We start from the raw sequence: 20332 nt of genomic DNA, 5'->3' as shown, positions 1-20332 counted from the left end.
CATGAGACCGATATTCCGATTGGGCCTTGCTGCCGCCGTAGCGGCGTCAGCGGGACTTGTTGCTGTGATGGCTTGGCCGATTGGCCAGCCCTTACAAGCTCTCGACATTCAGGGTGACGTTAACCGCGGGGCGTATCTGGCAAGGGCAAGTGGTTGTATCGCTTGCCACACAGATTTTGCCAAAGGGGGCGCGGCCTTGGCCGGTGGGGTGGAGTTGGATACCCCGTTCGGCACGCTCTTTTCGCCGAACCTGACCACAGATCCCGATCACGGGATCGGTGATTGGACAATCGAGGAGTTCGCCCGCGCGGTGCGTCAAGGCGTATCACCCGGCGGACAACCCTATTACCCGGCCTTTCCTTATCCATTCTATGCCAATTTCACGGATCAGGACATCGCCGATCTCTGGGCCGCATGGCAAACAGTTCCACCGGTAGCGGAACCGTCAAAAGAACAGGAAATGGCGTTCCCCTTCAATCAGAGATGGGGCCTGAAGCTGTGGCGCGCGGCTTTTCTGGAACCACCCCGCACTGATCCCGTGCCGGGCAATGACGAAGTGTGGAACCGGGGCCGGCTACTGGTCGAAGGTGCCACACATTGTGCGGCCTGCCACACCGGGAGGAACCTGGCTGGCGCAAGAAATTCGGACACGGAACACTTCAAGGGAAGTGACTCTCTGCCGGGCGGTGACAAGGCACCGGCCATCGACTTTGAGACCCTGCAAAAGCGTGGTTGGACGGTAGATGATTTGGCCTACGCGTTGCGCACCGGCGTCATGCCTGATGGCGATGTCTTCGGCGGCGCCATGGGAGAGGTCGTAAACTATGGCACCAGCTTTCTGACAGACGAAGACCGGAAGGCAATGGCGACCTATCTGCTGGATGTGCACGACGGGGGGTAATCGAGTGAGAGATCAAATTTTCTTTGGAGGGAAGTCCTCATGAAGCTCAATCGCAGGCAATTCGTTGCAGGCACGTCGGCACTAATCGCAGTGCCGACTATCGGGAGGGCGGCTACCGCCCCCCGAATAATCGAGGCGCGTTCAGGATTGGCACGTGTTGCCCCCGACAGCTATCCTGAAACCGAGATATGGGGATATGATGGCGGTGTTCCGGGCCCCGAAATTCGTGCCCGGCAGGGCGAAACGGTTCGCCGGACACTCCTGAACTCACTGCCTCAGCCTACGGCAATCCATTGGCATGGACTGCGGGTTCCAAACAACATGGATGGGGTGCCGGGTCTTACACAGGAGGCTGTACCAACAAGCGGCGAGTTTCAGTATGACTTGCCTCTGAAGGATGCAGGAACCTTCTGGTACCACTCTCATAACCAGTCAACGGAACAAGTGGCCAGGGGCCTTTACGGCGCGTTCATCGTCGACGAAATGGACCCGCCGGACACGGATCATGACATTACGATCCTGCTGGATGACTGGAGGTTGGGTCAGGACGCCCAAATCGTCGATGATTTCGGCGCGATGCATGACTGGACGCATGCAGGCCGAATGGGAAACTACGTTCACGCACACATATCGCCCATGACAGAAGTTCTGACAAACCAGCGTTTGCGACTTCGAATGGTCAACGTGGCAACTGATCGGATCATGTATGTCTCAGTAGGTGGCGCAAACGGGAAACTGGTCGCTTATGATGGCATGCCTGTAAGGCAGCCAGAGGATTTTGAAACCCTTGTTTTTGGGCCTGCACAGCGAGCAGACTTAATTGTTGATGTCACAGCGGAATCGAACGAAGCCGTTCAAATAACTCTTCACGAACGCGATGAATCGTTTGTCATTGCTGAAATCCCGGTTTCGGGAAGCGGTGCATCCGCAAACCGCGGTGCAATAGAAGCCCTGCCACCCAACCCTGTTTCCTTTCTCGAAGATGTTTCTGACGCTTTGACAATCCCATTAGTGATGGAAGGCGGGGCGATGGGCGGACTGCGTCAAGGCACTTTTAACGGCCAGGTCATGAGCACCAATGAATTGGTTCAGGAAGGGCAGATCTGGACATTCAACGGTGTCGCCGGGTTACCTGAAAACCCCCTTGCTGCCGTTTCGCGTGGCGACATAGTCCGGATTCAGATGCAGAACGACACCGTCTTTCCGCACGCTATGCACTTGCACGGGACGCACTTTCAGGAAGTTCTGCCAAACGGCAACCTAGGGCCGCTGCGGGACACAATCCTGGTTGACCGGATAGAAAAGCGGGAGATTGCGTTCGTTGCGGATAACCCGGGGGATTGGCTGTTTCATTGCCATATGCTGTCGCATCAGGCCGCTGGTATGAAGACCTGGCTGAGCGTGGCATGATGAACAAGAGTTCGGCGAAATGGGTGTCACTGGCTGCTGTAGTGATCATTGTCGCGGTCGCTGGCTGGGGCCTGAGTGGGCGTGCGCAGAACAGTGCATCAGCGGATTCGGCACGTGGTGCAGTTTTGTACGCCGAAAACTGCGCGTCATGCCACGGGGCAAATTTGGAGGGTCAGCAGGATTGGCAAACACCTGATCCGGATGGCGTCTTGCGGGCGCCCCCGCATGACCGAACCGGGCATACCTGGCATCACGGCGACAAGCTGTTGTTCGACTATACAAAGTTTGGCGGGGACCAAACTTTGAAACAGATGGGTGTCGCTGACGTCAAAAGCGGCATGCCAGGCTTCGGGGACACTCTGTCGGATCAGGATATCTGGGACATCCTCGCCTTCATCAAGGAGAGTTGGCCGGATCGGGAACGCAAGCTGCAAGAGCAACGCACCGAAGCAGAACAAACGGAAGGAAACTGATGTGAAACGAATACTTGCAGGCTTAGTCGCTATCGCCATGTCGATTGGCATTCCTATGGCACGCGCCGACGAGCTGTCTGACTCCGATGTAAAACGGCTGGCTCTCGAAGCCATTTTGGAAAACCCTGAGATCATCATGCAGGCGATTCAATTGCTTCAACAGCGCGAGGATCAGGCAAAAGCCGAAGCAATTGGAAGCGTCTTGGAAAATCAGCGTGAATTGCTGGAACAGGATCCGAATGCGCCTGTAATCGGAAACCCGGAAGGCGATGTAACCGTGGTCGAGTTTTTCGACTATAACTGCCCATATTGCAAACGCGCTGCCCCGGTCGTGAAGAACGTAATCGCGGGCGATTCCGATGTGCGAATTGTTTATCGAGAATGGCCCATACTTGGAGAAGGTTCCGACTTCGCGGCACGCGCTGCGCTGGCCTCACGAAACCAGGGAAAATACGAAGAATTTCATTGGGCGCTTATGGCTCTGAACGGTCGTGCCACTGAGGCCAGTGTACTGAAAGTTGTTCGGGAACTTGGCCTGGACGAGGATCAATTGCGCGCAGATATGGAAGCGCCGGAAGTCGACGCGCATATTCAGATTTCCATGGAATTGGCCCGACAGCTTGGCTTCAGTGGCACTCCTTCGTTTGTGATTGGAGATGCGCTTGCCCCGGGTCTGATCACCGAAGATGAAATGACCCGGTTAATCGTGGCAGTCAGAGACGCAAGATAGAACCAAGGGGGCGACAGCATGTGCGCTCCTAAGTTTATCATGCGATCGTGGCTTCGTATCCCTCGGACTTCAGCGCTGCAAGGATATGATCAAGTGAATTGGTGCTTAAGACACGTACCCTGCGGTTTTCCATGTCAAAGTCCAACTGTGCGGAGGAATCCACCGTGGCAACGGCTTTTTCGATAGCTGACTTGCAGTGCCCGCAGCTCATATCCGGGATATTTAGGGTCGTCATGGATGTTTGCTCCTGTGTTCCGTCGTCCCGGCTAAAGTATTCCAGCACAGGAAGGTCAAGTCGTGATTATTGGATCGTCAAAATTAGTGGCAAAGAAAGTCAGCCCCATCCCTTGACCTTCCACTTGCTGGAACCCTTATGTTTCCCGTCAGCAGAACATTGGTGGTGACAATATGACTGAAATTTCACATGCAAGGTTTCAAGTTCAGGGTATGAGCTGTGCGTCCTGCGTAGGGCGGGTTGAGCGCGCGTTGAAAGATGTGCCAGGGGTAGATGCCGCTTCGGTTAATCTCGCCAGCGAAAGCGTTCAGGTCGATTTCCGCGATCCAGCCGATAAAGCGGCCATTGCTGATGCGTTAAACAGCGCCGGATATCTGGCACGGACGGAAGAGGTAACGCTGGATATTCAGAACATGTCCTGCGCATCGTGCGTGGGGCGCGTTGAACGGGCATTGCAAGCAGATGATGGCGTCTTGTCCGCGTCGGTCAATCTGGCCACCGAAAGTGCAACTGTACGTTATGCTGAGGGAGTCACAACACCCGAAGCCATCGCGGCGCTTGCGGCATCTGCTGGCTATCCGGCGAGCCTGCGATCCGCGACGCAGACCGAACCACAAGACCGCAAAGCCAAAGAGATTCGCCAATTGGCCCGGCGAACAAGCTTTGCCGCCTTGCTCGCTTTGCCGGTCTTTATCCTTGAAATGGGCTCGCATGTTATTCCGGGCATGCACCACCTGATAGCGAGCACGATCGGCATCCAGAACAGCTATTACCTGCAATTCCTTCTAACCACGATCGTTCTTTTTGGGCCAGGTTTGCAGTTCTATACTAAGGGATTCCCTTCCTTGTTCAAAGGCGCGCCGGACATGAATTCTCTGGTGGCTCTGGGCACTTCGGCGGCTTATGGGTTCTCGCTTGTTTCCACCTTTGCGCCGGGTGTTCTTCCCGCCGGAACCGCAAACGTCTACTACGAGGCCGCAGCGGTGATCGTGGTTCTCATATTGCTGGGGAGGTTCCTCGAGGCGCGCGCCAAGGGGCGAACTGGTGAAGCGATCCGAAAACTGGTCGGTCTGCAGGCAAAAACAGCGCGCGTTGAGCGCGACGGATCGGTTGTCGAGCTACCGATCGAGCAGATCGTTGTAGGGGATATTGTGCACGTTCGACCGGGCGAAAAAATCGCGGTGGATGGTGCCGTAGTGACCGGCGCGTCATATGTCGATGAAAGCATGATCACCGGCGAGCCGGTTCCTGCCGAAAAGACCGAGGGCGCAACTGTGGTCGGCGGAACAGTTAATGGCGCGGGCGCATTGACGTACCGGGCTGAAAAGATCGGCGCAGACACTATGTTGGCCCAGATCATTCAAATGGTCGAACAAGCACAGGGTGCCAAGCTTCCGATTCAAGGCTTGGTTGACCGCATCACGCTGTGGTTCGTGCCGGTAGTGATCGCTGTGGCCGTAATGACTGTGCTGGTTTGGATGTTGTTCGGACCCGATCCTGCGCTCAGCTTGGCGTTGGTAGCCGGGGTTGCGGTACTGATCATTGCTTGCCCCTGCGCCATGGGGTTGGCCACACCCACCTCAATCATGGTCGGCACCGGCCGCGCGGCCGAGATGGGTGTCCTGTTTCGAAAGGGCGACGCCTTGCAAATGCTGCAGGAAACCACCGTTGTTGCGGTGGACAAGACGGGGACCTTGACCGAAGGGCGTCCGGAGCTGACCGACCTGATTGTGGCCGAAGGATTGGCCGAGGATGAGGTTCTGCGCCTTGTTGCTGCCGTTGAGGTCACATCCGAACATCCGATCGCCACGGCCATCGTGCGCGCGGCTGAAACCCGTGGTCTGGAGCTTTCGAAGCCAGAAGACTTCACGTCGATCACCGGTTACGGGGTAAGCGCCTCAGTCGAAGGCCATACAATCCTGATCGGGGCCGACCGCCTGATGAGTCGCGAAGGGGTTGAAATGGGCGCGTTGTCTGATCGGGGCGCTGAACTCGCAATCAACGGAAAGACTCCACTTTATGCCTCCGTAGACGGAGTTATCGCAGCCGTCATCGCCGTGGCGGACCCAATCAAGACCACCACGCCAGACGCAATTGAAGCTTTGCACGGACTGGGGCTGAAAGTAGCGATGATTACCGGCGACAATACCGCTACAGCCAAATCCATCGCGGCGCAGCTTGGCATCGATCATGTCGTGGCCGAGGTTCTGCCAGAGGGTAAAGTATCCGCGTTGCAAGATCTGCGCTCAAATGGCGGAAAACTGGCCTTTGTGGGTGATGGCATCAATGATGCCCCCGCTCTGGCGGCGGCTGACGTAGGAATTGCGATCGGGACAGGCACTGACATCGCCATCGAGGCGGCTGACGTCGTTCTGATGTCAGGCGACCTGACAGGCGTGGTCAACGCCTTCGATATTAGTCAGCGCACCATGCGTAACATCCGCCAAAACCTGTTCTGGGCTTTCAGCTACAACACGCTGCTCATACCGGTTGCAGCGGGGGTGCTCTATCCGTTTGGCGGCCCGTTGCTGTCGCCGGTTTTGGCTGCAGGTGCCATGGCGCTGTCCAGTGTATTTGTCCTGACCAACGCGCTGCGGTTGCGCTGGGTTAAGCCGATCAAAGTTGGGCGAGAACAGATCTCGCAGAATGAAGAGCAGGCGCTGCGATCAGCGCCTGCTGAATAGAATAGGAGAACCGCTGTGAATATCGGAGATGTAGCAGAACGTTCGGGTCTGCCTGCCAAAACCATCCGTTATTACGAGGATATCGGATTCATCAAACCCAGGCGCAGTCTGAACGGGTATCGACATTTCGACGAAAAGGAACTGCACAAACTGGCCTTCATCGGGCGGGCCCGCTCATTGGGCTTTACCATTGAGGATTGCCGTTCACTACTGGCGTTGTACGAGGACAAAGAACGCGCAAGCGCGGACGTGAAGGATATCGCCAAACAGAACCTAAAAGAAATAGATGCCAAGATCGCGGACCTGAAGGCCATGCATGCTACACTGTCTCATTTAATCGATGAATGTGCCGGAGACCACCGTCCCGACTGCCCGATCCTGAAGAACCTCGGCCAAACTTAGATGCGCTCATCGTATGAACTGCCTCCTATTTTGGCAGTTTGTTACGTGTATTCGCGGGAATCCGCTTCATTTCGATACAGCGCACCAACTCACCTGTTTTTTCCTCCGACTGGCTTGAACACTCGTTACGTTCGTCCTAACTGCACGGGATGAAGTGGAAGTTTTTCTCAGTGTTGCGAATGACGTTTCTGACATGCGTCTGCTTGGCGATGACCTTCGTCGGCACTGTTGTGGTCGCGAGCAGTGACGTCAAAAACAGTAGCACCTCTGAGCCTCACGGCGTTTCAATGGCTGCAAAGTCATCAGACTTCAAACACGACCATAGCGGTTTGCATCCGACGACTGGCCAAATCCACACGGATAGCCACGTAAATCACAGCGGAGAATGTCATTCCGGTATCTGTTGTGTTGGCGAATATCCGACCCACGTAGGACTTGCGGTTTTGGCTGAAGCTTTTGGCCAGAAAAACCGTAACATGGATTCCGACATCCACAACTCTCAAGCGCCTCTGACGCCCGATCGTCCTCCACAAATCTCCTAACATCCACAGGCCCGTCAGCGCGGGTTTTCATGTTGTTTCGGTTCGAGCATGCACTGCGACCGTCAGGAGATTATTATGCGTGGAAGATATGCGGCACTATCAGTACTTGCCTTGGCGATTGGCCTGGGTGGAGGTGTCTTTCTTGAAAGACTGTACCTGAATCCAATTGATCAGGGCCAGTCGAACGAACCAGAGGTCCTTTATTGGGTAGCACCGATGGATCCGAATTTTCGGCAGCCTGGACCTGGAAAATCGCCGATGGGTATGGACTTGATCCCGGTTTATTCTGGGCAGGAACCTACCGGCGACCCTGAAGAAGTCACCCTGAGCGCTGCGGAAATCAACGCAATTGGTGTGCGAACTGCGGTTGCACGCATGACTGATATCGAACCTCGCATCGAAACGGTGGGTTTCGTCGGCTTTGACGAACACCTGACCAATCACGTTCATACGCGTGTTGAAGGTTGGATTGAGCAACTGAAAGTTCGAGCGGTCGGTGATCGCGTTGAGAAGGGGCAAGTTTTATTTGAACTCTTTTCACCACTGATCGCAGCTGCGACCGGCGATCTTGTACGCGCAGTCGAAGCTGGTGACCCGCGGATTTTGGACGCGGCGCGCAATAAGTTGATCAGCCACGGTATGTCCGCTCGTCAGGTTGCTGAGATTGAGGCGGGCGGTGAGTTGGTTCGAAATGTGGAAATTGAGGCACCTCAAAACGGTGTCGTCATAGCTCTGAATGCCGCCGATGGCATGTACCTGCAGCCAGGCACGCTTGCTTTTTCGGTAACCGATCTTTCTGAAGTATGGCTGATCGTTGATGTATTTGAACGAGATATTGCACGTTTGTCGGAAGATATGCGCGCGATAGCAAGGTTCGAGCACCTACCCGGTCGCACCTTCGAAGGCGACATCGACTATGTTTACCCTGAGCTTGATCCGCAAACCCGAACTCTTCCCGTAAGGCTTAGTTTCGATAACACCGACGGCGTGCTGCGGCCGGGCATGTTTGGCAGTGTTAGCCTTATACCGGATGAAAGCCGAAATGTTCTCACTGTTCCATCAGAGGCGTTAATTCGTACCGGTTCGGCGGAACGCGTCATCTTAAAAACAGGCGATGGTACTTTTCGCCCGAGACTGGTGACTACAGGTCTTCGAGACAGTTTCGGCGAGGGGGGTCGAACAGAAGTTCTGCAAGGGCTTGAACCTGGTGAGGAAGTTGTCGCATCCGCACAGTTTCTAATCGACAGTGAAAGTGCTTTGAGCGCCGGTTTCACCCGAATGGCACCAACGGATACCGAACCAGCACGCGGGGCAGGCACCCTGGTTTCACTCGATGCCCAAAATCGTATGGCAACTGTTCGTCACGATGTTCTCGAAAGCCTCGATTGGCCCGCAATGACTTCGCAGTTTCCGGTGAGGTCTGGTGTTTCGCTCGACAGCTTGAGTGCAGGCGACGCAGTCGCTTTCGTGATCGCACGGGGTGCGGATGGGCTTCTGAGCCTGATGGAGCTTGCACCAGACGATGGTATTGCCGGAACTGGTGCCGGAATCGCGCGCGCCGTCACTTCAGACGGCAAATTGACGCTTGAGCACGGACCGATCCCCGAGCTCGGTTGGGCCGCCATGACAATGGATTTGCCTGTTGTAGGAGTAGATCTCACTACCGTGCCAATCGACATGCCAATTGAGTTTGATCTGGCTGAGGGAGAAGGGGGGATGTTCTCGATTGTGGCAATTCGCGAAGAGGGCTCGCCGCCGACGGATTCCGTTGAACCCGAAGAAACCGACACGCCTTCTGCTCCACCGATTGTAGTCACCGGCACGATCAACCTCGTTAATGCTGAGGCGGGAACGGCAACCATCACTCACGGGCCGATGACTGAGATTGGCATGCCCGGAATGACCATGGATTTCCCATTAGAACCTACATTGGACACAAGCATGCTCGAAGTCGGTTCTGAAATGACTCTGACTTTCGCGCGTGCAGATGGCATGACAATGGTGTTGGCTGCGGCAACGCCTATTGCACCGCCACTTCAGGTTTCTGGCCGGATTAACAGTATCGACCCGAACGCGCGTACCGCGAACGTAACACACGGTCCGATGACTGAGATCGGCATGCCGGGCATGACCATGGATTTCCCGGTTGCGGAGGGGATTGAGGTTTCTAACTTGCCTGTAGGGATTGATGTTTCTTTGATCCTTCGCCGCAATCCCGACTTTTCGATGACGCTGTTAGAGGTCGCGCTTGATGGGAGTGTTACGCAGTGATCACGGCCATCATTCGTTCTTCGCTCGCCAACAGGTTCGTCATCTTGGCCCTCGCATTCATGATAGGAGTTGCGGGTATTTGGGCCATTCGTGAGACGCCGGTTGATGCAATCCCGGATCTGTCGGATGTCCAGGTAATTGTTCGCACGCCATATCCCGGGCAAGCGCCTCAAGTTGTCGAAAACCAAATCACATATCCACTTGCGACAGCCCTATTGGCCGTACCCGGTGCAAAAGACGTTCGCGGGTTCTCGTTCTTTGGAGACAGCTTTGTATATGTTGTCTTTGAGGACGGGACGGACCTCTACTGGGCTCGGTCGCGTGTGCTCGAATACTTGGGCCAGATTACCGGCAGCTTACCTGAGGGCGTGTCACCACAACTTGGCCCTGATGCGACTGGGGTCGGGTGGATTTATCAGTATGCGCTGGTTGACAGAACCGGAAATCATGATCTGGCTCAGCTCAGGACTCTGCAGGATTGGTTTCTGAAATACGAATTACAAGCCGTGGAAGGCGTCTCAGAAGTCGCCACCATCGGCGGAATGGTCAAACAGTACCAGGTCGTCGTCGACCCAAACAAACTACGTGCCTATGACATAACACTTGCACAATTGAGGACGGCTATTCAGGCGGCCAACCGCGAGACGGGCGGCAGCGTCATTGAGATGGGGGAAGCCGAATTCATGGTCAGGTCCTCGGGCTACATTGACGAATTGTCAGACCTTGCAAGCGCGCCGTTGATGGTCAACGACCGTGGCGCCGCTCTGACGCTTGGAGACGTCGCTGAAATCCGTCTGGGGCCGGAAATGCGGCGCGGTGTCGGAGAACTCGACGGGCAAGGAGACGCGGTTGGTGGAGTAGTCATTCTGCGATGGGGTGGGAATGCGTTGGCAACGATCAAAGCGGTGGAGGCGCGCATCGAAGAGTTGCGCTCAAACCTGCCGGAGGGGGTCGAAATCATAACGACCTACGACCGATCTGGTGTGATCGAGCGTGCTATCGATAACCTCCAGAAGAAACTGACGCAGGAATTCATTGTCGTTGTTCTTGTGTGCGCGGCTTTTCTACTTCATCTGCGGTCATCCCTCGTAATTCTTCTGTCGCTCCCTCTGGGAATCTTTGCCGCATTTATTCTGATGAAGGCGCAAGGAGTAAACGCAAACATCATGTCGCTCGGCGGCATAGCCATCGCTATTGGTGCGATGGTCGACGCATCGATTGTGATGATCGAGGCGATGCACAGGCGGTTGGAAAAAGAAAAGCTCACAGCAGAGAACCGATGGCGGATTGTGCAAGAGTGCGCTTCTGAGGTGGGACCAGCCCTTTTTTATTCTCTGGCGATTATCACGGTTAGTTTTTTGCCTGTTTTCGTTCTGGAAAATCAGGAAGGTAGGCTCTTCTCGCCACTCGCTTATACCAAAACCTACGCCATGGCTGCAGCCGCCATCCTTTCGATAACGCTGGTTCCGGTCTTGATGGGTTACTTTGTAAGGGGGCGTATTCTACCGGAGCGAAAAAATCCGCTAAATCGCTTGGTTGTGTTCGTGTACCGCCCATTTCTGGACGCGGCAATTGCCTGGCCATGGGCAACAACACTGTTGGCCGGCGTTCTGGTGACGTCCATGTGGTACCCGTACCAGAGAATTGGCTCTGAATTCATGCCCGAGTTGAACGAAGGTGATTTTCTCTACATGCCGAGCTTCTACCCCGGGATCTCGACGGGAAAAGCCCGTGAGGTACTGCAGCAGACCAACCGCCTGATCGCGACCGTGCCAGAAGTCGAAACTGTTCACGGTAAAGTTGGGCGTGCGGAGACTGCAACCGATCCAGCACCTCTAACGATGGTGGAGACCACAATCCAACTCAAGCCGGAAGAAGAATGGCGCCCCGGCATGACAATGGAGAAAATCCGGAATGAGCTCGATCGTATCGTTCAGGTTCCGGGCGTTACAAATGTTTGGATCCAACCTATCAAGAACCGCATCGATATGCTTGCGACAGGTATCCGTACTCCTGTCGGTGTCAAAATATCCGGCACCGACTTGGAGGTCATTACAGATATAGGGATCGAAGTAGAGCGTGCGGTCGCTGATATTGATGGAACGGCTTCCGCCTACGCAGAGCGACCTGTTGGCGGGCGTTTCATCGAAATCGACGTCAAACGAGATGCCGCCTCCCGATACATGATGAGTGTTCGAGAAGTTCAGGACGTAGTGCAGACCGCAATTGGCGGTATGCAAGTGTCGGAATCTGTGGAGGGGCTGGAGAGGTTTCCTATAAACCTTCGGTACCCTCAGGCATGGCGAGACAGCCCGGAACGGCTCGAAAATCTTCCTGTCGTCACGCCGTCGGGTGCTCATGTGCCACTGTCCGCTCTCGCCGATATTCGAATAGTTGACGGGCCGGGAATGATACGATCAGAGAACGCTCGACGAACTGGGTTCGTGTTCATCGACATCGCGGGGCGCGACCTGGGCGGCTATGTGGCCGAAGCACAAGAGGTGGTTACAGAAAAGGTCGACCTGCCTCCAGGTTACTCGCTGACTTGGTCAGGGCAGTATGAGTACATAGAGAGAATGCAGGACAGGTTGACGATCGTTGCTCCTGCAACCCTGCTAATTATCACGCTCATGCTTTTCTTGGCGTTCAATCGGGTGATTGAGGTCGGGATAATTCTTGCGGCGCTCCCGGTCGCATTGGCAGGTGGGGTTTGGTTCTTATGGTATCTTAACTTCGATATCTCAATTGCTGTGCTCGTGGGCTTCATCGCGCTGGCGGGAGTTGCCGTGGAAACAGCGATTGTCATGTTGTTGTACCTCAATCTTGCTTGGGAGAAACGTCGAGGGCTGGCGCAATCGGAACAGCGAAAGCTGACACGTGACGATATCGAAGACGCGGTGTTCGAAGGAGCCGTTCTTCGGGTTCGGCCGAAGGTAATGACTGTAGCCACGATCTTTGCAGCACTGATACCCATCATGTACGGCACCGGTACAGGCTCTGAAATCATGCAGCGGATCGCTGCGCCGATGATTGGGGGCATGGTGACAGCGACCCTTCTTACGCTTTTTGTCATTCCCGCAATATTCGTGATTTGGAAACGGCTCGCGCTCAATCGCGTGAACCGAGAGATCTCCCACACGATCCAGGAAGTGCCCCCTGCGCTTCCGGCAGAATAATACCCACAACCTTGAAACAGGAGCATCTGATGAAAACTTTGACTGCAATTTTGGCCCTATTGGCCGTGTCTACAACATCCGGCATCGCGCAAACGAACCACGGCATGGACCATTCCAACATGCCCATGTCTTCCGAACAGATGGAAGGTGCGGTCCACGCAAAGGCTTTGGTGAACTCAATTGGCGACGAAACCGCTAACGTCAGCCATGATCCGATCCCCGAGATCGGGTGGCCCGCGATGACGATGGATTTGCAGCTTCTTGAGAATGCCCAGATGATGGGTGAGATCAGCGCAGGTGACGAAGTCACACTGATGTTGGTCAAAAGCGATGATGGTATGTATGCGATCGGCGCGATCATGAAAAACTGAGTCTGTTGATGCGGCAGCTATTCACCAATGATGTGATTGTTCGCCGTTTCAACGACTGTAGGAAATTCTATGAACTAAGAGAAATGGAGTAGGAGCCACTCAAGAACCAAATCGTATTTCAACGATCTGTGGCTCTGCTCATAAGTTATCAGTCCATTGTCGGTTAAAGGCGCTTTAAGCAATTCGTTGACTGATTGAAGCTCCAAAGCTCAGAAAATCTTCCGGCTATACTGATTGAACAGAGCAATCCAGGCAAGCAGTACACAAACTGCCAACGCTTCGGTATCTCCGGCCCGCGCCACTGCAGTTAAACTGCGCAAAATTCTGGAGCTACTTGCGCAGCCCAGTGGAAATCTGACCGACAAGCAAATCCCACCTAAAACATTTCACAATTGGAATGTGTGTACTACATTGTCGCCGAGATGACTTCACGCGGCCATTCAACGGACCAGCGTCGAATTGTCTGGGGCGTTGCCTTGTTGGTTTTTGCTTCAGTCGAAAACGCAGCGCGGAGCGGTCAAAATGAGGATATCTCCAGGGCGACGACTTGGGAAAACGATACGACATGACAGCTAACACAAGAGAGCACTGGGACGATGTCTATGGCGAGAAGTTTGACACCCAATTGAGTTGGCACGAGGATGATCCAGAGATATCGCTTGAACTCATCGAGTTGATCAGAGTGTCTAAGCCTTCATCCGTCATCGACATTGGTGGAGGTACATCTCGTCTTGCTGGAGCGTTGCTTGCGAAGGGGCTCCATGACGTGACAGTTCTCGATCTATCGCAGGTCGCGTTGGACACGGCCCGGGAAAGGTTGGGGCGCGCCGCTGAAACAGTCACTTGGATTTCTGCAGATATAACTTCTTGGGTCCCCGATCGCAGATATGACGTCTGGCATGATAGGGCGGTTTTTCACTTTCTCGTGGATACATCGCAACGCGCGGCCTATCTGGAAAGCGTGAAGAAAGGGGTAAAAATTGGCGGCCATGTGATCATTGCTACGTTTGCACTTGATGGGCCGGAGACTTGCAGTGGTCTCCCTGTCGCCCGCTATAGTCCGAGCGATATCGCCGTGCTTTTTGAGGAACACTTTGAACTCGTCGCGCATCGCCATCACCTGCACCAAACCTCTTGGGGGGAAAGTCAGTCTTTCCAGTTCAGTGTTCTCCGCCGCTGCGTTTGAGCCCACACCTGAAACTGGCCCAAAGCGGTACGCTTCCAATAAGCTTTCGGGGCATGCCGATTGTGTTCACAAGTTACGTTTGGCCCTCAAAAACTGGCAGAACCACCTTAGCGCACAAGCCGCCAGTTTCCCCGTTTAGCAATTCTATCGTGCCACCGTGCGACTGGATGATCGTACGTGCGATCGACAGCCCCAAGCCGGTTCCGCCAGTCTCTCGCGAGCGGGATGTTTCAAGCCGCACGAATGGGTCGAATACCGCATCGAGCATATGCTCGGGGATGCCGGGCCCCTGATCCTGGATCAATATTTTTGCCTCATTCCCCTCTTGCATGACTGAGACGTTGGCCCGGGCACCATACCGGCAGGCGTTTTCAATGATATTGCGCAGAGCTCGCTTCATCAGCATCGGCCGAAGCGTGACGGCCGGATTGTCTGCGACCGATACTTCAACCGTGTCACCGGCTTGCACAATGTCTTCGGTCGTTTTGGTTACGAATTCACCAATTGGGACGGTACTGGAAGGTTCGCGCGTGGCCACGCCCTTGGCAAATGACAGGGTGGAGTCCACCATCTCCTGCATTTCCTCGATGGTCTCGATCAGATGGTCACGGGTCTCCTCTTCCTCCACCAGTTCGGCGCGAACCCGCAATCCCGTCAGTGGCGACCGCAAATCGTGACCCAGCGCCCCCAATAGTCTGGTCCGATCGGCAACATAGCGAGTCAGCCTATCACGCATATGGTTGAACGCCTGCGTCAAATCTCGCACCTCGGTCGGACCAGAAACCGTCAGTTCCTGGACGTCTTCACCGCGACCAAACTGGTCTGCAGCCAGTGACAGGCGGCGCAACGGGCCGGTCAGCCGTGTCAGTAGAAACCAAATGGCTGCTCCAAGAATTAAAGTTGCAGTGAAACCGAAGCTGACGAAGGACTGCAAAGGCCATTGCAGAGGAGGGTTATGGAACCGGGTATCCACGTTGAGCCATTGATCGGTCGTCAGAGCGATCGACAGCTGCATTTCAATTGCGGAAACGTGATCACGCATCATTGCCATGTGCATTTCAGCCATTGTAGACGGAACACCTTCAACCGGCAGCATATCGGGAGAGAACTCATGCAACTCTACCCGGATGGGACGGTTTTCATAGCCTGGCAGAATTCTGCGGATTGTGTTTTCGACCGTCCCACCAGCGCTATGTCCGGTGTGATCGACTGCGGGCGTATCTGTAAGGCTGAAACGCACCAGTGGAGAACTTGCCGCCCGCAGGATCGCGTCGTGCATCTCGGGTGGAGCTTCTTCAATCAGCCGCGCGATGTTTGCGGCGCGTCCGGCGGTTTCCAGGCCAAGGGCCATGTGCACTGCCATTGAGCGTTCGTCGACGAACAGCCACAGGCTGACCAGTTGCGCGGCAGCCAGCGCGGCGATGATCAAAAGGATAAGCTGACCGCGCAGACTTTGGGCAAAGGCTTTCATCCCGTAAGCTCGCTCACGTCGGTCGACAGGCAATAACCGCCACCTCTTATCGTGGTGATGAGCTTCGGCCGCGTTGGGTCAGCTTCGATCTTGCGACGCAAGCGGCTGACCTGGTTGTCGATCGTACGGTCGAACAAGTGCGGGCTGCGGCCGGCGGTCAAATCCAGCAGTTCGTCTCGCGACAGGAGTTTGCGGGGCCGCTGCAGGAATACGGCCAGCAGCCGGACATCGGCGGTGGTCAGACTTTCTTCGGCCCCTTCGGCGGATATCAAGGTGCGACTGTCGGCATCCAGAACCCAGCTTCCAAAGGCGATCCGTTTGCCGCTCAGATCGCCAGCCGGGGGGACGGTGGTTTCGGAACGCCGCAGGATCGCCTTGATCCGGGCCAGCAATTCACGTGGGTTGAATGGTTTGGGCAGGTAGTCATCGGCGCCGATCTCTAAACCCACGATACGGTCGGTGTCATCGCTGAGGGCTGTCAGCATCAGGATCGGCGGGCCACCGGCCGCGGACAGGCGGCGACAGACCGACAATCCGTTTTCGCCCGGCATCATGATGTCGAGTACGATAAGATCAATCCGACCGGCCGCCAGTCGTGCGTCCATCTCGGTTGCGTCGCGCGCGGTACTGGCGCGCAACCCATTCTTTTCCAGATAGCGGCTGACAGCATCACGGATTTCGCGGTGGTCGTCGACAATCAAGATATGTGGTGCTTCAGTCATGGCGCAATCATAAGCCCCGGCGCGGTACAAATCCCGGCTTTTTTGTATCCCTTTGTATCAGTTGGGCGGGCTGCGACACAACGATACAAACCGGGTTGAGCAGGGGGGTGGTGGCGCGACCGAGGGCGGCCATATGCTTTGTGTAGAAACAAAAACCCGAGAGGTGAAAGTCATGAAACGTACCTTCACGCTGGCCGCTGGAGCCATTGCCGCGACTTTGATGGCGCTGCCCGCGCTTGCCGCCGGTCAGCATGGCAGCAGCGCGCAGATGCAGGGCCATGAGGGCGGCATGATGCAGGGTGCGCCCGGCGGCATGATGGGCGATCACGCAGGCATGATGCAAATGATGGTGAAAATGCATGGCCAGATGATGGGCGGCAACTGGCTGGCGGTTCTGGACATGGACGAGGACGGTCGCCCGAGCGAATCTGAGATCGCCGAAGGTCTGAAGGCCCGGATGCAGGCGCATGACGTCAATGGAGATGGCAACCTGTCGATTGATGAGTTCGAAGCGCTGCATTCCGGGATGATCCGCGAAACCATGGTGGACCGATTTCAGCATCTTGATGCCAATGGCGATGGCGTTGTGACCACAGGGGAAATCGAGAAAGGCGCAAAGACGATGTCGCCGAAACACGGCATGAAGGCCTCGAAACCTGTGACAAAGGCTTCTGAAACCAACAACTGAAACGCAACCGTGTAGCCGGGTCATCGCACTCGGCACAAACCACTGAGGAACAAAGCGATGATGGGCTATGGCGCTGGAATGGGGTTTGGAATGATCTGGATGTTGCTGATCGCAGTGTTGATCGTTCTGGCGATCGTAGCGCTGATCAAATACATCGCTAAGTGACCTCGGAATCCGTCACTCCCGTTTAGGGGTGGAGGGCTATGTCATAGGAGGAACGAAAGCTGGAGGGCCTGCACAGCAATAGCCGTTTGGTTTTCATCGCGGTTTTGATCGCGTTGCTGATCGCCACCATCTGGTTGTGGCTGTCTGGCGCGTTGGACGCAGGACTATCGCGCGAAGTCATTACTGCGTGGGTGGATTGGGCCGGCCCGTTCGGACCCGTTGTCATCATCGGCTTCATGACAGCCGCAGTGGTTGCCAGCCCAATCCCCAGCGCTCCGATCGCTGTCGCTGCCGGGGTGGCATATGGGCATGGGCTGGGAACCGCATTGGTTGCTATCGGAGCGGAGTTGGGGGCGCTGCTGGCGTTCCTGATAGCCCGTTGGTTGGGGCGCGACGCGCTGCGCCAGTGGTTCGGCGACAAGCTGGACTTGGGGTTGCTTGGATCGCAGAATGCCCTGATGTTGACCGTGTTCACCAGCCGCCTGATGCCTTTCGTTTCTTTCGACATGGTCAGCTATGCCGCCGGTCTGACCCGACTTCAATTTTGGCGGTTCGCACTGGCCACCTTGGCTGGACTCCTGCCGGCCAGTTTCGTTCTGGCCCATCTGGGCAGCCAGATTACCGAAACCGCGACAGGCGGCACCAGCCTTGCGGTTATCGGGCTTGGGCTGTTGACGGGGGCGCCACTTATCTGGTTGGCTTGGAAACGCAAGATGCCTGTTGGCTCTTCAGACCACGAATTGAGCCAGATCAATGCGACCGGTCCAAGCGGCCCTAAACTGTTGGAGAATGGAGGAAACCCTAAGTGATCCGCGCACAATGGATATCAACTGCGACACGGACGGCCCGAGCCATGGGCCGGCTGCAGGTCCTGTTGATCTGTGCGTTGGTGGTTTCGATGCTGATCTCTGTTGTGCCGTCCCATGCCGGGCATGACATCGCGAAGGCCGCCACCCAGGCCGAGCTTGTGATCGATGACAGCGGTGGGTATCCCGCGTCTCATCCATCAGAAGAATTAGACTGCTCAGTGCACCCGGGCTGCTATGCGATGGCAGTTATGGCGGCACCTGAATTGCTCTCGATGCGTATTGCTACGCCCGTGGCGCCAGAACGGTTCCGGCCACGCGCAAGCCTGCCGGTCGCACCACTACCACATCCGCCAAACCTGTCCTGAACGTGACCGGCAATGGCTCCGGAATCGCTCCGGGGTCTTGCCCAAGCCGTTGATTGCGGCCCAACTCAGTTCAGGACACTTACCATGCTTACCATTCTGTACTTTTTCGTCACGGGCGTGGTGCTATTCGCACTGTTGCGCCTGACCTGTGGCCCCTGTGTGATGGGGACACAAGAACATCATCCCGGTGTTCCGGTGACAACCCTTGGCTGGGCGCTCAGCCTGTTTCTGGCCGCAACCTACCTGCTGTGCGTGGCCTTTGACCTGATCTTTCCAAGTTTTGCCATGTACCGGGCTTGGATCGGCCTGATGCCCGGAATGACTTGGCTCAGCCTGCCCTCATTCCTGTTGGGACTGTTATGGGCGTTTCTCTACGGCTGGTACGCCGCGTTGCTGTTCGGCGGACTGTTCAATGTCTTTGCGGCTCGCACAAAACTCAACTGATTGAAAGGACAAAGCCATGAAGGCCATCGCTCTGACCCTGCTTTTGACGCCCTTCCTGATGGCCGTCATCTACCGGATTTTTCTGCACGTGCCCGCCAATGCGCGCGTTTCAGTTGACGAAAGGAAACCTAAATGACCCTGTTCAATCTGGCCGCAGGCCTGTCCGTCGCAGCTTTGACTGCGCCTTCGCTCACGCTGGCGGCAACCGTGTTCATTCCCGAAGGCAGCGCGGACTCGGTTCTGGTGATCGACTCCGAAACCGGCAAGACCGTCGAGCGGCTGCCGAGGCTCGTGGCGGTCCATGGGCTGGCCGGCGCGCCCGGCTTTAAGTACCTGGTCGCGGGCAGCTACGCAGAAACCGAGGCCACAACGCCACCAAAACCCGAAGGTATGTCCAAGGATGAACACGCTGCGCACCACGCCAAGCGCGATGTCACTGCGTTGCCCAAAGACAAGGGGCGGAGCCTGCTGACGATCCTTGATGCGGAAACACGCGAGGTCGTCCGCCAGATCGAGGTTCCAGGTGCGGTGCATCACACTGCGGTGTCGCCCGACGGGCGGTTCGCGGTGGCGACCCATCCGGGCGGTGACGGTATTTCGATCGTCGATCTCGATAAGCTCAGCTTCCTTGGTTTCGTAGCAACCGGGCCAATGCCCAACTATGCGGTATTCGCGCCTGACGGCGACAGGGTCTATGTCACCAATACCGGCAATGGTACACTTAGCGAAGTGGATGTCGTCAAAGGCTTCGTCGTACGCAACATGCCCGTCGGCGAAGGCCCTGAGCATCTTGTACTTAACGCCACCGGCAGCGCCGCCTTCGTAGCCGACAGTGATGGTGGCAAGGCCTTCCGCGTAGATCTTGCCAGCGGTTCTGTCACCGAAACCTATGACATTGGAGGCGAGTTGCACGGGATCGGCCTGTCCGACCGCGAGGGCGTACTGTTCGTGGCCGCCAAAGGCACCGACCGGTTGTTGTCGATTGATCTTGCTACGGGCAAACAGCGCTCGACCAACCTGTCACCGGCACCTTATCACCTGACGACCATACCGAACTCAGGCAAAGTGATGGTATCAAGCCGAACCGAACCGAAGGTCTGGATCGTCGATCAAGTCAGCCTGACGGCTATTACCGAAATGCCGATACTGGGTGAGGGCCACCAGATGGTTGTTCTGCCCTGAAGGACTGTGCCCGGCATTGCGTAATTAAACGGCTCTACGACCAAAGCTTAAACCAGGGAGCAGAACATGACAGAAGACCACGACATCAGAATCCACGCGAACGGC

General features: G+C 55.8%; 18 protein-coding genes. 15 read left to right on the top strand and 3 right to left on the bottom strand.

Going from position 1 to position 20332, the window contains the following annotated elements; all coding sequences use genetic code 11:
• Position 1: 1 nt before the first annotated feature.
• Genes ACR3FB_RS23590 through ACR3FB_RS23575 form a run of 4 tightly spaced genes read left to right on the top strand, consistent with a single transcriptional unit; the run spans position 2 to position 3514 of the window.
• Positions 2–901 carry a c-type cytochrome gene (locus tag ACR3FB_RS23590; RefSeq protein ID WP_170417899.1) on the top strand — a complete coding sequence of 300 codons (900 nt, stop codon included), beginning with the start codon at positions 2–4 and terminating at the stop codon, positions 899–901.
• Positions 902–940: 39 nt separating this feature from the next.
• Positions 941–2311, top strand: coding sequence for a multicopper oxidase family protein (locus ACR3FB_RS23585; RefSeq protein ID WP_170417903.1), 1371 nt, complete (start codon positions 941–943; stop codon positions 2309–2311).
• Positions 2311–2784, top strand: coding sequence for a c-type cytochrome (locus ACR3FB_RS23580; protein ID WP_170418019.1), 474 nt, complete (start codon positions 2311–2313; stop codon positions 2782–2784). Before ACR3FB_RS23585 ends, ACR3FB_RS23580 begins: the two co-directional genes overlap by 1 nt.
• A 1-nt stretch (position 2785) precedes the next feature.
• Positions 2786–3514 carry a DsbA family protein gene (locus ACR3FB_RS23575; protein ID WP_414478956.1) on the top strand — a complete coding sequence of 243 codons (729 nt, stop codon included), beginning with the start codon at positions 2786–2788 and terminating at the stop codon, positions 3512–3514.
• A 37-nt stretch (positions 3515–3551) separates the two neighbouring features.
• Here ACR3FB_RS23575 and ACR3FB_RS23570 read toward each other — a convergent pair whose 3' ends face one another.
• Positions 3552–3749 (bottom strand): heavy-metal-associated domain-containing protein, encoded by a 198-nt coding sequence (locus ACR3FB_RS23570; RefSeq protein ID WP_170417905.1) that lies wholly within the window; start codon positions 3747–3749, stop codon positions 3552–3554.
• Between the two features lie 173 nt (positions 3750–3922).
• On the opposite strand from ACR3FB_RS23570, the gene ACR3FB_RS23565 reads away from it, so the two are divergent.
• From ACR3FB_RS23565 to ACR3FB_RS23540, 6 genes are all read left to right on the top strand, one after another.
• A complete protein-coding gene (locus tag ACR3FB_RS23565; RefSeq protein WP_170417908.1) occupies positions 3923–6433 on the top strand; it encodes a heavy metal translocating P-type ATPase in 2511 nt (836 codons plus the stop codon).
• A gap of 15 nt (positions 6434–6448) precedes the next feature.
• Complete coding sequence (cueR, locus tag ACR3FB_RS23560) at positions 6449–6835, top strand: Cu(I)-responsive transcriptional regulator (RefSeq protein ID WP_152460772.1); 387 nt, start codon at positions 6449–6451, stop codon at positions 6833–6835.
• A gap of 617 nt (positions 6836–7452) precedes the next feature.
• Entirely contained in the window at positions 7453–9648 is a 2196-nt protein-coding gene (locus tag ACR3FB_RS23555; protein ID WP_170417912.1) for an efflux RND transporter periplasmic adaptor subunit, read from the top strand.
• Complete coding sequence (locus ACR3FB_RS23550; protein ID WP_170417917.1) at positions 9645–12824, top strand: efflux RND transporter permease subunit; 3180 nt, start codon at positions 9645–9647, stop codon at positions 12822–12824. The genes ACR3FB_RS23555 and ACR3FB_RS23550 overlap by 4 nt, the downstream gene beginning before the upstream one ends.
• Positions 12825–12853: 29 nt before the next feature.
• Positions 12854–13195 carry a copper-binding protein gene (locus ACR3FB_RS23545; RefSeq protein WP_170417920.1) on the top strand — a complete coding sequence of 114 codons (342 nt, stop codon included), beginning with the start codon at positions 12854–12856 and terminating at the stop codon, positions 13193–13195.
• Between the two features lie 565 nt (positions 13196–13760).
• Complete coding sequence (locus ACR3FB_RS23540) at positions 13761–14381, top strand: class I SAM-dependent methyltransferase (RefSeq protein WP_170417923.1); 621 nt, start codon at positions 13761–13763, stop codon at positions 14379–14381.
• A gap of 73 nt (positions 14382–14454) precedes the next feature.
• Here the strand turns inward: ACR3FB_RS23540 and ACR3FB_RS23535 are convergent, their stop codons facing one another.
• Together ACR3FB_RS23535 and ACR3FB_RS23530 are read right to left on the bottom strand one after the other, a co-directional pair.
• On the bottom strand, positions 14455–15852 hold the full coding sequence (locus ACR3FB_RS23535; RefSeq protein WP_050605707.1) for an ATP-binding protein: 1398 nt from the start codon (positions 15850–15852) through the stop codon (positions 14455–14457).
• A complete protein-coding gene (locus ACR3FB_RS23530; protein ID WP_170417925.1) occupies positions 15849–16574 on the bottom strand; it encodes a response regulator in 726 nt (241 codons plus the stop codon). The genes ACR3FB_RS23535 and ACR3FB_RS23530 overlap by 4 nt, the downstream gene beginning before the upstream one ends.
• A gap of 172 nt (positions 16575–16746) precedes the next feature.
• On the opposite strand from ACR3FB_RS23530, the gene ACR3FB_RS23525 reads away from it, so the two are divergent.
• The 5 genes from ACR3FB_RS23525 to ACR3FB_RS23505 all read left to right on the top strand — a co-directional run bounded on the left by ACR3FB_RS23525 (position 16747) and on the right by ACR3FB_RS23505 (position 20227).
• A complete protein-coding gene (locus tag ACR3FB_RS23525) occupies positions 16747–17262 on the top strand; it encodes an EF-hand domain-containing protein (protein WP_170417928.1) in 516 nt (171 codons plus the stop codon).
• A gap of 251 nt (positions 17263–17513) precedes the next feature.
• The gene (locus ACR3FB_RS23520) at positions 17514–18236 is read left to right on the top strand and encodes a TVP38/TMEM64 family protein (RefSeq protein ID WP_331252139.1); all 723 of its coding nucleotides are present in this window, start codon (positions 17514–17516) and stop codon (positions 18234–18236) included.
• A complete protein-coding gene (locus ACR3FB_RS23515; RefSeq protein ID WP_157054266.1) occupies positions 18233–18601 on the top strand; it encodes a hypothetical protein in 369 nt (122 codons plus the stop codon). Before ACR3FB_RS23520 ends, ACR3FB_RS23515 begins: the two co-directional genes overlap by 4 nt.
• Before the next feature lie 84 nt (positions 18602–18685).
• A complete protein-coding gene (locus ACR3FB_RS23510; protein WP_152460765.1) occupies positions 18686–19045 on the top strand; it encodes a hypothetical protein in 360 nt (119 codons plus the stop codon).
• 132 nt (positions 19046–19177) lie between these two features.
• The gene (locus ACR3FB_RS23505; RefSeq protein WP_170417931.1) at positions 19178–20227 is read left to right on the top strand and encodes a YncE family protein; all 1050 of its coding nucleotides are present in this window, start codon (positions 19178–19180) and stop codon (positions 20225–20227) included.
• Positions 20228–20332: the final 105 nt, after the last annotated feature.

This window comes from Ruegeria sp. AO1 (genome assembly GCF_056535985.1).
The sequence above is the reverse complement of the archived record's forward strand: the minus strand, read 5'-3'. Positions and strand labels throughout refer to the sequence as shown.